The organism is Rubritalea spongiae (genome assembly GCF_042652385.1).
Classification (GTDB): Bacteria; Verrucomicrobiota; Verrucomicrobiia; order Verrucomicrobiales; family Akkermansiaceae; genus Rubritalea; species Rubritalea spongiae.
On sequence record NZ_JBHSJM010000001.1, the window covers coordinates 2,222,409 to 2,235,472 of the forward strand.

Sequence of the window (13,064 nt, forward strand, 5' to 3'; positions counted from 1 at the left end):
GCAATAGTTGGCGATGTGGAGTGATTATTGGCTGTGGCGTAGAGATTTTGGCCAAGGGTCGGGAAATGATTCACCATTCTGCCAAGCTTCGATCTCTTGTGGGGTGCAGAGTGCGTTTTTGAGAGCTGAGAGGAAGGCATTTCTGTCGGTTTCAATGCCTATGATGGTGATCTCATTGTGGCGGTCACCGAAAATAGGGTGTTCATTTTTCAGCATGTTTTGCAGATGCTCGACTTCTTCAGGAAGGAGTTTTCCGTCGGCATTCTTGGCGAGTTCGGCGCGCCATAGGCCAGTGAGTTCTAGAGAGATTTGGCTACCAGATTGTTGCCAGAGGAGAGTGTGGTCGGGGCGCGATGCGAGCCATAAAAAGCCTTTTGTTCGATAGAGCCCGGTTCCCAAATGATTCATGCAAGCTTCGTGGAGGCGTTGCGGATGGAATGGTCGTTGGTCGCGGAATACTACCGCTTCGACATTTTCTGCTGTAGAAGTCTGTTGGATTAATCCGAGCTGTTTGGCTTTGTTCGATAAGGTGAGGAAATTGGGTGGAGGGGTGTTTTCTAGTTGCGGTAATAGCAGTCCGGCACGAGCTGAAAGGGCTATGGTGGCGTGTGGTTGCAGCTTTTGTAGATAGCTCACTTGGTTCTCAATCACAGCCTTAGTGACAGTGTCCGTTTTAGTGAGGACGATGACATTGGCAAATGCGAGCTGCTCAGCTAGCACTTCCACAGCACGGCAGAGTGCTGGATCTCCATGAGCATCGAGATCAGCTGTGAGCATTTTTCCATCTAGGAAATCCCGATGTAGATTGAGCGCGTCGACTGTGACGATAAAGTGTCTCAGGAAAAATCGGGAGTCTTGAGTGAGTGCCTTGATTAGTGGCCACGGGCGCGCAGCTCCAGTGCTCTCACTTAAGACTATGGAGGGGTTCAGTGCCGAGATTTCCTCAAGCGTCGTACCTAGTGACTCACTGAGTTGTTTGTTCGAGTGTTGGCCATGCAGGGCGGCGACTCGGCCTACTAAGCTACCAGCTTGAGGCGTTTTATCATCGGGAGAGAGCAGCGAGGCGTCGATCCCTTGCTCACTGAGGTCGTGTACGATAAAGGCAGCGTTGGCGAGTGCTTCATCTCGCCGCCAACGCCTGAGTAGTGTTGTCTTTCCGGAACCAAGAAAGCCACAAAGGGCGACAATAGGCACGTTATCCATGGCTGCTATCTAGGTGGCTAGATCAGACATGGCAATTATTATTGCATCTAAGTTGCGATAGCGTGGTGATTCTCAGTTTTAAAAATGAGAGGAGGTTTACCTATTTGGGTATTCTTGTTGGAGGATTTTTTTGTAGTCGAGAGCTTCTTTGCTTTTGCCTGCTTTGGTGAGTGAATCGATGAGTTTATCGAGTGCTGTTTTGTGGATGGCGAGTTCAGGGAAGTTTTCGACTACGAGAACGTAGTGTTCTGCCGCTGAGGCAAAATCGTTCTGGAGGTAGGCAATATCTCCTAGTGCGAGCAGCAAGCCTGCTTTTGGTTTACCAGAGGGACGGAGGGCGAGTGCGTCTTCACCCACAGTTTTGGCTTCGTCAAACTGCTTGAGGCCGATGAGGATGTTTGTTTTGTCGAGCATTGCCTCTACTTTATACGCATCTTCTTCTTCAATGGTGAGGAGGTTGTCGACGGAAGTGAGTGCTTTTTTCAATTGGCTGGTTTTGAGTTGGGCTTTGGCAAGTAAGCGCCAGACGACAGCGGGAGTTTTTTGAGCGACGCCTTGTTCGCAACCTTTCTCGAGATATTTCGCGGCTTCTTCGTAATCGCCAGCTTTGTAGCATTGGCTTCCTAGCCAGCGGTAGACGGGGAGAGGAATCTGGTCGGTGAGGTCGGTGCTTTCGGCATTATCTAGCGCTTTTTTCAGTCCGTCTACATCTTTTAGAGTGTAGCGAGCCAAGATTAGCAGCATTGAAGTTTGCTTGCCATACGCAGCGGCGTCCATCTGTTTTGCCGCCTCGAGGTGAGGTATGGCATTTTTGAAGTTATCCTGCTTGAAGTAGGCTGAGCCGAGCCAATAGTGGCTGTTTGCCTTGGTGACTGTATCGATTTTTGGGTAATCGTTTAGGAGTGTTTCAAGTCTGTCGATGACATCGTCGAAGTTCTTAGCATCGCGTTGGATACGTGCGCTTAGCTGGAGTGACATCGACGCAATTTGGCTATTGGGGGAGGATTTGATGACTTTATCGAAGTCGCGCAGAGCATTGACGCGGTCGCCGAGCTCCATGTTGGCTTGTCCACGTTTGGCGTAGGCGTTGTAGATGCGCTTGTCTTCGGGGGCTTCCTTGATGAAGTCGCCAAATGCAGCGCGGGCGCCTTCGTAGTTGTTTGTTTCGGAGAGGCACCAAGCTTTTTTGTAGAGCATGGAGGGACGGTTTTTGTCGTCGATATACTTGGCGTTTATAGCATTGTATGCTTCAGCCGCCTCTTTGTATTCCTTATCGGCGTAGAGCGACTCGGCCTTCATTAGAAGAGCTTGATGGATGAACTTGCTGGTGCCGCGGCCGACGGCGTAGTTTTGGACGAATTGGTCGACCATTTTGGGAATGCGCTCAGCGTCGATGTTATAGAGACTGAGCAGCTTGTAGTAAGCGGCTTCGAATGCTGCATCTGTCCCAGGTGCGGAGCGTTCCACATCGAGGAAGAAATTAATGGCTTCTGGGTAATTTTTCTTTTGGAAGTAGACTTGGCCGACGATGACGCCTTGCTTGGCGAGTTGTTCTTTGCCGAGTTCTACTTTTGAAGTGTTGAGCTGCTTGAGGACTGCGTCGAAATCTCGCTGTTGGTAGTAAATGCCGAGGAGGGCGATGTGCGCATTGGATTTCCAAGGGGATTCGACACCGTTGATGGAAGCTTCAAAGTGTTTTTTGGCTTTATCATTTTGCTTGAGAGCGGCGGCAGCGACCCCGGCGTGATAGTGCGTTTCAGCAGCGAGCTCTGGAGGTTGGTTGGGCGTGATGAATGCTTCGTAAATCGGTAGCGCCTCGGCGTATTTTTTATCGGCGAGGAGAATGTGTGCTTGGGAGATCTTTGCTTGGTTTTTATAGGGGCTGTCGACTGGGCTATTAGCGACTTGCTCGAGGAGAGGGAGGGCGCGTTTTTGATCGTTGAGTAGGAGGTAACATTGGGCGCGGAAGTAGACGGAGCGGAGCTTGTCTTCTGGTTTAGTCGCATTGTCGGCAGTGAGGCCAAACAAGCGCGCAGCACGCTGGTACTGCTTGGCATTGTAGTTTTCGTAAGCGAGACGGTAGGCAGCTGCGGCGACGTATTGTCCGGTACGATATTGTTGGATGATCTGATCGTAGAGCATCCCAGCTTGGCGAGGTCTTTCAGTGTTGTGGTAGCTCTCCGCTAGGTAGTAATGAGCAGCCTGTGAGTGTTTGTGGCGCGGGTAGGCGCGGAGGTAGTCTTCGAGAATCGGGATAGAGCGTTCGAAGAGTGCTTGCTGTTGGCCTTTATCGGGTTCTTGGACGGCGGCGTCGTAGAGCTGGCGGGCACGGATGAAGTAGTCGCTGCCAGGATCAGACTGGAGAGTCTGCTGGCCTTGTTGGGAAAATGCGATGGCTGGGGTGAGGACGATGCCTAGACCGAGAAAGAGTGCGCGCATGAGACGAAGTGTGGAGTGAGAAATGGGAAGTGTGAAGTATGAAAATGGATCAGCGGTCAGCTGTGCTAGCGCTGAACTTTTGGCTTTTGAGTAGCGAAGGAGACGTTCCAGATACCAGCTTTACGGCAGCGATCGATGACATTGACGATGTCTTGATACTTGGTGTCGCCGTCGCCCCGGATACGGATCGGTTGGTTTTTATTCACGCGCGCCAGACGTTCCATTTTTGCCTGCAGTTCATCGAGAGTATAGACCGTTTTTTCCATGACAATGGTGCCATCGCTACGGATGTTAACGAGTTCTTCGAGGTAGCCGCGAGTAGTGGTAGCACCTTCTTCCGCGGTGGGGACGCTCACCTCGAGCTCGGTTTCGTAATCTGAGAGCTGGTAGGTGACGATGAAAAAAATCAAGAGCAAGAAGACCACGTCGATCATCGGTGCAAGCTGAAAGCCTGCAGGTGGTGGCTGTGTATTGTGGAATTTCATGCTATCTATGTAGGAGCATCGTTCCGCCGATGTCCGGCTGGGGCGATGTCTTGGAAATGGTTGAGTTGAGAGAAAGCTATCGGATTTGGATATTCTTGACGGTGAGGTTGGTCGATTTTGGCGCAGCCGGACGCTTAAGGATAAGTGCCCAGCCTTATTAAATTCCTTCTACGTCTGGGCGGGTAGCGTCAATCGGCGAGGGTGCGGATTTTCCTTGGCGGCTAGTGAAGGCGAATTCTTCCTCGATGGTGCCATCTTCGTCGTCTGTATCAGCGTAGACTGGTCTAGGAGTGGCGCCTTTGCCTTTGTGGTACTGTGCGGCTAGGAGAGCCATGAGGTGGGTGGATGCAGCTTCGAGCTCGGCGATGTATTTTTGGACGCGTCCGCGGAAGACTGAATAGAAGATGAGGGCAACAATACCGATAATGAGGCCTGAGGCGGTGGTAATTAGAGCTTCTGAGACGCCACCAGCGAGCTCCATTTGTTTGACGCCTTCGAAGTTGCCGGCTGAGATTTGATAGAATGACTTAATCATGCCGATGACAGTGCCGAGTAGTCCTATCATAGGCGCGATGGCTCCGATGTCTGAGAGGTAGGAAATTCGCTGGGTGAGGATGCCTGCTTGGCGTGAGCCTTCGGCTTCGGCGACCTCGCGGACTTCCTTGAAAGAGACGCCGGAGTTTTGGGTCATGAAGTCGAGTGATTTTTCGGCGACGCGGGAGATGGATTTGTTTTCGCGATGGCATTGAGCGACGAGGCCGAGGTAGTCGCGTTTACGGATCATGGCTTCTGCTTGGCTCATGAAGCGATCGCTGACGACGGAGTTGCGACGGATGGTGATGAAGTAGAAGAAGACGAGGACGAGGGTCATGATCGAAATCAGCACGAGCGGGTACATAACTATGCCTCCCTTTTCGACCACGAGGTTGTAGACATCGAGTTCTACGGGTGGTTGGGGTGCTGTCTCTTGGGCTGCCGCACTGGCGGTGAGGAGGCCGAGGGTGGTGAACATGGATTTCATCATGATGTGGTGAGTGTAGCGAGGCTTACGGGCTTCGCAAGAGTTGACCGTACTATGATTACAGTTTTCGGAGTGTCAGTAGCGAGAATGTTGCGAATGGGCGGCTGTTCTGCTGGATTGTATTTTACCCAGTTGCCGAAATGAGAGTTGGATGTATGCTGAGCATACGTCTAGCGGGGGGAGAGTCTTTCGTGATGGCGCGACATGTCAGAGATGGAGAAGAAGCCAAATTTTCGCGAGCGCATGAGGCAGATGACAACCGAGCCAGGGGTGTATCTGATGAAGGATCGTATAGGGAACACTATTTATGTGGGTAAGGCTAAGAACCTGAAGAAGCGGCTTTCGAGTTACTTCATGCCATCGCGTCAGGTGAAGGCTGACTTAAAAACGCGTTCATTGATCGAGTCGATTTGGGATTTTGAGACGCATACGGTGCGCAACGAGGAAGAGGCTTTGATATTAGAGAGTAAGCTGATTAAGCAATATCGTCCGCGTTACAATGTGAGTTTGCGGGATGATAAGAGGTTTTGGTTGGTGAAGGTGCAGCTGAGGACGGAGTTGCCGCGTTTTGAGCTGACGCGACTGCGCAAGGAAGACGGGGCGAAGTATTTTGGGCCTTTTGTGCATTCTGGGGCTTTGAAGGCGACCTTGGAATGGTTGAACAATGAATTTGGCTTGCGCACTTGTGGTCAGAAAAATCCAGGACAGCACGAGTACAAGCATTGCCATGCGGATGTGATTGCGAATTGTTCAGCGCCGTGTGTGAGGAAAGTGAGCGTGGAGGAATATCGCGCTCGGGTGATGGAGGCGGTGGATTTTCTGGATGGTAAGGGGAAGCGTTCGCGCTTTGCGCATTTACGAGAGCAGATGCAAGAGGCTGCTGAGAGGATGGATTTTGAAAAGGCGGCAAGTTTGCGAGATGTAATTCAGAATTTAGAAAAAACACTGAGCCCAGCGCGTCAATTTTCGAGGGGGCGTGGTGTGCCGACGACAGTGAAGCCGACGGAGGATCTGGCAGAGCTGGGTGAGTATTTAGGTTTAGCTAGGCCGCCCGTAGTAATGGAGTGTTTTGATATTTCGAATGTGAGTAGTACGCACATTGTGGCATCGATGGTGCGCTTTTCTGAAGGGGCTCCAGATAATCAGAATTACCGTCGCTATCGGATGAAGACGGTGGCGACGCAGGACGATTTTGCGAGTATGGCGGAGGTGGTACGAAGGCGTTACAGCCGGATTGTGTTGGAGGCGCAGAAGGCGAATCGCGAGTTTTTTGAGCATAACCAAGAGCCGCTAGTGCAGGCGCTGTATCGACTGGGGGATGAGGGGTTAGCGCCGATCCGTTTGCCTGATTTAGTGATTGTAGATGGGGGAAAGGGGCAACTCTCGGCGGCACATGAGGAGTTGATGGCACTAGGGCTTGGTGAGTTGCCCATTGTGGGATTGGCTAAACAGCAGGAGGAAATTTTCTTTCCTGGAGAAAGCGACTCGCTACGGATCGATCACAGTCGAGGAGCGCTGAAATTAATGCAGCGTATTCGGGATGAGGCCCACCGCTATGCGAATAATTACAATGAACTATTGTTGCGCAAGCGAATGAGCGAAAGCTTGCTTGATGATGTGCCGGGGATGTCAGAAATGCGGAAGCGTGCCTTATTGAAGCATTTCGGTTCGGTGACTGAGGTGAAGAAGGCGAGTGAAGCTGAGTTGCAAATGGTGAATGGCATTGGTCCGAAATCTGCGGAGCAAATTGTTGCGTGGTTTGCTGAGCATTAGCAGTTAACAAAAAATGTGGCGGCGGATTCTTCTTGACTGTGAACTTAGAAGATTATATATCTATAACTTCTTATTTAGGGGTTTGTTAAATCTCTATAGAGAAGGAGAATACACATAAACATGACTCTGAAAACCCCTATCCCCATAGGGTCATGCGCTGTTGCTGCTCTAGTGATTTTAGCTACACAAGCGATGGCAAATGCCCCTAAAATAACGACAACGGCTCCGTTACAAGAAGTGCTGCCAAAAACGACTATTCCGATTCCTGAACCGTCTACAGCGGCGATGATAGGATTGCTTGGAATGGCTTTAATTTTTCGGAAAAGGAAATGATTCTTAACTAATTCTTGTTAGCCCTCACTGTCATGCTGTGAGGGGTTTTTCGTTGTTAAATCATGGGGGCGCATACTAACAGTTAGTGAAATTGTGATACACAGTTGAACGAATCGTATGAAGTTTAGATAATTTATCTTACTGGTTTCCATGCCGCTTTTTTGAGGTTGGGAGACCTTTGATAGCTGCGGGGTTGAGCAGGCACACACTCAAACACACAATGAGACTAAAAAAACCTTATCGAGTCTCTGCTCATGCTGAAATGTTGGCAGTGACTTCTATGCGCGGAAGAGTGGCACCCAATGTGCTATGTATTGAAGAAAACCAAGCGGGGGGGATGGAACGACCGAGAGCTGAGCAAGATGCTTCGCCTAGGTTTGTTCAAGTTCCCACGATTGCGATTGCAATGCAAGACGCGGAGCCGAGTTTGACGCGCTTAGCCCTGAATCTTCACCGAATGTGACCGCTGAGAAAATTCATGTAGTATAAGCAAGCCCTCTGTTTCGGAAGAAGCAGGGGGCTTTTTATCATTCATTTGTGTTCAGTTCAAACTTAGTGAAGAAGCGGGAGAAGGCGTCTGGGAAGAATTGTTGCAGGGCATTGGCGTAGTCTTCTGGGGAGTCGAGTAGGATATCGCCTTCTGGTCCCACGAAGCGGGTGAGCGTGACGGAGGAGCTTGGGCGGCCATTGTAGTACTGAGGCCAAGTGAAGTAGGCTTTGAAGCCTTCACGGGTGAGCAGCATGGCTTCTTTAGTCAGTCCGCCTTGGGCGGTGGTGGAGATGTTAGTGCGCGGGCCAGAGTTTTTGAGGAGGGAAATACCGGCGGTATCTAACTGGGTATTTTCGGCTCGGAGGTAATCGAGCAGGCTGGGCATGAGGTCGAGGTGGCTAGCTTCTGCGACTTCTGGGCCACGGCCCATGCTTTTTGGCCATTTGATAAGCATCGGGGACTGGACTTGTTCATTTTCGAGTGAAGAAACGTGGAGCCAGCCTCCGTGGTCTTGGAATTCTTCTCCGTGATCTCCCATGAAAATGACAATCGAGTCATCGTATTTACCGATGTCTTTAAGGTTTTGGCAGAAATCTTTGGCGAGATGGTCGCCCCAAGCGATAGCGTTGAAGTATTGGTTTTTAATCAGGCGTGTGTCTTCTAGGCTTGGCGAGGAGGGGAAGAAGGCGTGTGGATAGTAGTCGGGGAAAGGGATGTCGAAATCTTTGTGCCAGCTGTATTTGTAATGGGGGGAGTCGATGGTGCTGATGATGAAATGGCCACCTGCCGCTTGCGTATTAATTTGTTGTTTTAGATCGTCGAAAACGATGACTTCACGTTCGGGGTAACTGAGACCGTAGGTGGCATCGCCTTCGATGCACTCGCGAACCACGCTAAATGGCGAGTTTTCATTTCCAATGAAATGGCATCCCATGTCGCGGAATTCGAGGTTTTTAGCGGTGTGAATCTGCAGGTCGTAGCCGGAATTTTTAAAGAGGTGGAAGACGTCGAGTCCTGGCCAGTTATTTGCGCGGGCTACGTCGCGGCTGTGTTCGCGGGCGGTGGCGACGCGGCTGGTAAAAGTGCTGAACCAACTGAGGTGCGTTCCATTGGAGGATGTCCAAGTGCGCCCGATCGGTTGGGATTCGGTTTGGGCGAATTGGTAGAGAAATGGGGTGATTTCAGGGGTTAGAGCATCTTGGCGTAGTGACTCAATGAAAACGAGGTAGATGTCTGGATTGTGTTTGAAGTTAAAGGATTGGTGCTGGGATTGCCAGTGATGTTCTCTGAATGCGACATCGAAATGAGCGATTCCATGGACGGGTCGGACAGGGGAGAGCTGGAGGCCGAATTCTTGGTATTCTTGCATCCAATGGCGACGCGATTTCCAGTTCATGCCAATGGCTTGTTCAATGGTGGCACCAGTGAAGCCTAAAATAGTGATGAGACTTATCCACACGGGAGCGCATTCCCATTTTTTGCCGAGTTTAGAGCAGAGTAAGGTAATACCGCAGGATAGGAGGATGACTGTGCTGGCGATACCTAGTACCCCGAGGATGGTGAGGTCGACTCCGCCGCCCCTAAGCTCGCGGTCGAAATTGACTAAACCATCGGTTCCAAGATTGTTGAGAAAGCTGAGGAATGTTTGGTTCCAGAAGCTGTGCATCATGAGGTCGAGCAGGATGAAGATGGGAGCGACTGAGATGATGGCCCAGATAAATGGACGACTCCAGCGGGGGCCATTTTCAATGGAAAGTAGGATGAGAAAGTAGAGGGCTCCGGTCAGTGCGAGTTGAGTGCACATGCGGCTCAAGATCAGGCTGAACTTGTGGACAGCGGCGAGCTCATGCATGGCGTTGATCAGTGTAACATTATGCCAAACAAGGAGAGCAAAGAGCGCGATGAAGAAAGGGCCGTTCCATGACTGAGGTTTGGTGAGCCATAGCCAGACTTTACGTAGTTCCTCGCGAGTGGGAGTAGGGTGATGGGAAATGCGTGAGGCTCCGACCGCAACAATGGTGAAGAGGGCAGAAGCTGCGGCGAGGTAGCTCCAGTCATTGAGAATATTGAAAAAGGCGAGAGGGAGAATGGTCCACAAGCCTATCAGAGTGAAGAGCATCCATGATTTTGCTTTATGCTGAATGAAGTCGCCACTGCTGAGCCAGCGAGATAGCGCGCCCCAAATGGTGGAGCCGATCGCCGCTAGAATGAGCACGATTAAGATATGGCTACCGAAGTTATCTTCACCTAAGTAGGGAGATGCTTCTCCATAGCTGTGGTGCATAAAAAAGGGAACTATGCCAAAGAGCAGGCCGCTCAGCCAAAGTAGGGAATGGAGGATGGTGTAAGGCATTTGGTGTGTGTGGGTGCCATTGCTTGTGCCCTTTCACAGAAGATGTTCAAGAAGTTTGTCGATATTGTCACATTGTGGAGCGTGGTTGCTTAACCTGTCAGTGGTTCTTCTGGCTTCTAATGGGTGGGAGAGATGGAGTCCCAATATAGAAGTTTTGTGATGTTGTTAATGTTGTGTTAATAATTAATTTTTGTTATTAAATTAATATCTCTATGTTTTGTTGACTGGGGTGTGTATGTAGTGTTTAATGATAGGTCTAAGAATCCCCAATTTTTATGCAGTACTTTTACGATTTATCCTTATTAGATGTACGTGGTGAGCTGGCTTCAGCCATTACTGTGTTATATCACGGAGAAGAAGCTGGGGAGTATAGTGGTATATTGGGAGGTCGTGCTACAGATTTGAAGAGGCTGTACGCTATAGAAATTGATTTAACGATGTATGCAGTGCAGGATGACGGGGTGCATTCTTATGCGTTAATGTTGTTTAAAAAGGATTGGAAAGAAGAAGTGTGGAGGAAGAAGTTATTGGAGAAGAAGCGTTCTCTTGAGCGGATCACAACACGCGTAAAGTTAAGTGCTCAAATTACCGACAATCCGCCGCATGAGCACCACCTTTTTACAGCTTCGAACCGCTATATTGATTTTGCGCCTTACCCAGAAGTGGCGGTGGGTCATAACGTGCCCGAGGATTACGTTAGAGAATTTAATCAGCGATTTGACGGCTACCTCATGAGGAGTGAGCGCTCTTTTGAAGATGTGCGCGCGCTATTGAAATCGTGTAATTTAGTGGACGATCTTGATCATGGTTTTGAATCAGTAGGCATGCGTGCTGCGGTAAAAATGGCAGCCTATAGTTTGGCTGATGAGCATGTTATGGCTTGATGCTGAAGACGATGAAATCCTCACTTAGTTAGTGAGTTTTTTGAGTGCAGCTTTGAGTTTGCCTCCGATGGCAGAGTCGATGGCTGAGTTCCAGTGTGTTTCGTCTTCGATGCTGAGGAGGGGCGGGAGCTTTACCAATTCGAGATTAGCGTCTTTCACTGCAATTTTTGTGGCTTCTAGTGGTTCGCTGTCGTCCCAGGGTGCGTTTGCGAAGAGTGTGGGCGTGGGCTTAGCTGTGGAGAGAAGGTAGCAAGAGCCATTTTCAGCGGGGCCGATAACACAGGAGTTTTCCTTGGTTTGTAGGAATGCGGCGTTGATCCACCGGGCGCCGCAGTGGACGCAATCGGTACCAATGACAGCCACTTTTTGGTAGCCTTCACTGAATGCCTGGTCGGTCGCGCGTTGGACACATGAGGATAAAGAACCCTCGCCTTGTGGATGGAAGTCGACGGTAAAGGGGGGAGCATTTTTTTCTGGGGTGAAAATAAAGTCCGTACTCCGTTTGATGACATCACCTCGGAGTTCAGGAATGAGCCAGAACGTAATCGCATCGCCGGCATCGTCAGGTGCGTAGCAAAATCGCACATGGGTATTTGAGAGGCCTTCGAGCTGTTCGAGCAGGACGCTGACGATGGCTTTATAGCGCAGGTTGGCTTGTTCATCTCCGATGCTAGCAGCGAGTTGTTTTTTCACTTTGCCGTCGATAGGTTCGTTGAGGAAGATGAGTAAGGCGTTCATGGTGGATTAAATTGAGGGTCGAGTGGGAGCCTATCATAGAATGTGTTGGAATCTAGCAGGCAGATTTTTAATTTATAGGACAGCTAAAGTGGCTTGGACATTTACTTGGTTCAAACTACTCAGTGATCTTAGGGGGGGGCTTCGCTTGTGCGGATCCATTAGTTTAATGTTTGAGTGGTGTTTTTGGTGTGTGTGAAATGGCGGTAAATTTACTTGAGTTTGTGGTAGTGCCGACGATGCTGTTGGACGCAGATCATGGAGAGTAAAAAGAAGGTAGTTATCGCATGTGGAGGGACTGGAGGTCACCTCTTCCCTGGAGTCGCAGTTGCTCAGGAAATGAAGTGTCGTGGACATGATGTGCGCTTATTAATTTCTGAGAAAAAGGTGGATGCAGAAGCGTCTGCCAAATATGGAGATTTGGCTTTCGATACAGTCCCTGCGGTAGCAAAGCCTGCGACCTTGTCCCCGAAAATGATTCCTTTCTTGTGGAAGCTCTGGAAGACAACAAATCAGTGTAAGGCTCTTCTCAAAGAATTTGGAGCTGATGCAGTTGTGGGAATGGGTGGTTTTACCTCCTTGCCTCCTGTTGTGGCTGGGAAGAAAATGGGCGCTCGGACATTTGTGCATGATTCAAATGCAGTGCCTGGCCGAGCGAACCGTTTGACTGCTAGGTGGTGTGACAAGGTGTTGCTAGGGATGGAAGCTGCACGTCAGTTTTTTCCAAACTCTGAAGTGGAGATTACCGGCACTCCTGTACGTGAAGAAATTCAGCAGCTCCCTAGTCGTGAGGAGGCTGCGAAAAAGTTAGGTTTAGATCCGGAGTTAAAGACGGTGTTAGTGATGGGCGGAAGCCAAGGGGCGAAGCAGCTGAATAGTTTGGTGGTAGAAGCGTCAAAGGCGATGCCAGAGGTGCAGTTTGTCCACATCACTGGGAATTTTGATTACGATCGGGTGAAGGCTGAGCTCGGTGACAATTGTCCAACGCACCATTTGATTAAGTTTTGTGATGACATGGCGAGTGTGTATGCGGTGTCAGATCTTGCCTTGATCCGCTCAGGTGCCTCGAGCTTGAGTGAGATTTCCTATCTTGGGATTGCATCGATTTTAGTGCCGTATCCTTATGCGGCTGATGACCATCAGACGAAGAATGCAGAGGTGTTTGTGGAGGCTGATGCGGCGGTTCTGCGTCAGGAAGCAGATTTGGACGCTGGTGTGTTAGTTGCCGATGTGACTGCTATTTTAGGAGACACGGAGCGTTTGGTGAACATGAGTTCAGCGTCGGCTGCACTAGGGGTGAAGGATGCTGCAACGAGAGTGTGCGCAGAGGTGGAGAAAGTTTAGAAGT

The 13,064-nt window shown here is 50.1% G+C and carries 11 protein-coding genes; 5 read left to right on the forward strand and 6 right to left on the reverse strand.

Annotated elements, in window-relative coordinates:
- Positions 1-24: 24 nt before the first annotated feature.
- The 4 genes from ACFPK9_RS10045 to ACFPK9_RS10060 form a co-directional block, all read right to left on the reverse strand.
- Complete coding sequence (locus tag ACFPK9_RS10045; RefSeq protein ID WP_377094751.1) at positions 25-1,203, reverse strand: CobW family GTP-binding protein; 1,179 nt, start codon at positions 1,201-1,203, stop codon at positions 25-27.
- A gap of 96 nt (positions 1,204-1,299) precedes the next feature.
- Positions 1,300-3,642 (reverse strand): tetratricopeptide repeat protein, encoded by a 2,343-nt coding sequence (locus tag ACFPK9_RS10050; protein ID WP_377094752.1) that lies wholly within the window; start codon positions 3,640-3,642, stop codon positions 1,300-1,302.
- A gap of 65 nt (positions 3,643-3,707) precedes the next feature.
- Positions 3,708-4,127, reverse strand: coding sequence for an ExbD/TolR family protein (locus tag ACFPK9_RS10055; protein WP_377094753.1), 420 nt, complete (start codon positions 4,125-4,127; stop codon positions 3,708-3,710).
- A 157-nt stretch (positions 4,128-4,284) separates the two neighbouring features.
- Complete coding sequence (locus ACFPK9_RS10060) at positions 4,285-5,151, reverse strand: MotA/TolQ/ExbB proton channel family protein (RefSeq protein ID WP_377094754.1); 867 nt, start codon at positions 5,149-5,151, stop codon at positions 4,285-4,287.
- Positions 5,152-5,400: 249 nt separating this feature from the next.
- On the opposite strand from ACFPK9_RS10060, the gene ACFPK9_RS10065 reads away from it, so the two are divergent.
- From ACFPK9_RS10065 to ACFPK9_RS10075, 3 genes are all read left to right on the forward strand, one after another.
- On the forward strand, positions 5,401-6,921 hold the full coding sequence (locus ACFPK9_RS10065; RefSeq protein WP_377094755.1) for an excinuclease ABC subunit UvrC: 1,521 nt from the start codon (positions 5,401-5,403) through the stop codon (positions 6,919-6,921).
- A 192-nt stretch (positions 6,922-7,113) separates the two neighbouring features.
- A complete protein-coding gene (locus ACFPK9_RS10070) occupies positions 7,114-7,254 on the forward strand; it encodes a PEP-CTERM sorting domain-containing protein (protein ID WP_377096613.1) in 141 nt (46 codons plus the stop codon).
- Between the two features lie 220 nt (positions 7,255-7,474).
- Positions 7,475-7,717, forward strand: a complete 243-nt coding sequence (locus ACFPK9_RS10075) for a hypothetical protein (RefSeq protein WP_377094756.1) — start codon at positions 7,475-7,477, stop codon at positions 7,715-7,717.
- A 64-nt stretch (positions 7,718-7,781) separates the two neighbouring features.
- Here ACFPK9_RS10075 and ACFPK9_RS10080 read toward each other — a convergent pair whose 3' ends face one another.
- The gene (locus tag ACFPK9_RS10080) at positions 7,782-10,097 is read right to left on the reverse strand and encodes a sulfatase-like hydrolase/transferase (RefSeq protein ID WP_377094758.1); all 2,316 of its coding nucleotides are present in this window, start codon (positions 10,095-10,097) and stop codon (positions 7,782-7,784) included.
- Between the two features lie 275 nt (positions 10,098-10,372).
- Between ACFPK9_RS10080 and ACFPK9_RS10085 the strand changes: the two genes are divergently transcribed.
- A complete protein-coding gene (locus ACFPK9_RS10085; protein WP_377094759.1) occupies positions 10,373-10,981 on the forward strand; it encodes a hypothetical protein in 609 nt (202 codons plus the stop codon).
- A gap of 24 nt (positions 10,982-11,005) precedes the next feature.
- Here the strand turns inward: ACFPK9_RS10085 and ACFPK9_RS10090 are convergent, their stop codons facing one another.
- Complete coding sequence (locus ACFPK9_RS10090) at positions 11,006-11,719, reverse strand: TIGR04282 family arsenosugar biosynthesis glycosyltransferase (RefSeq protein WP_377094760.1); 714 nt, start codon at positions 11,717-11,719, stop codon at positions 11,006-11,008.
- A gap of 255 nt (positions 11,720-11,974) precedes the next feature.
- Between ACFPK9_RS10090 and murG the strand changes: the two genes are divergently transcribed.
- Complete coding sequence (murG, locus tag ACFPK9_RS10095) at positions 11,975-13,060, forward strand: undecaprenyldiphospho-muramoylpentapeptide beta-N-acetylglucosaminyltransferase (protein ID WP_377094761.1); 1,086 nt, start codon at positions 11,975-11,977, stop codon at positions 13,058-13,060.
- The last annotated feature ends 4 nt before the right edge of the window (positions 13,061-13,064 follow it).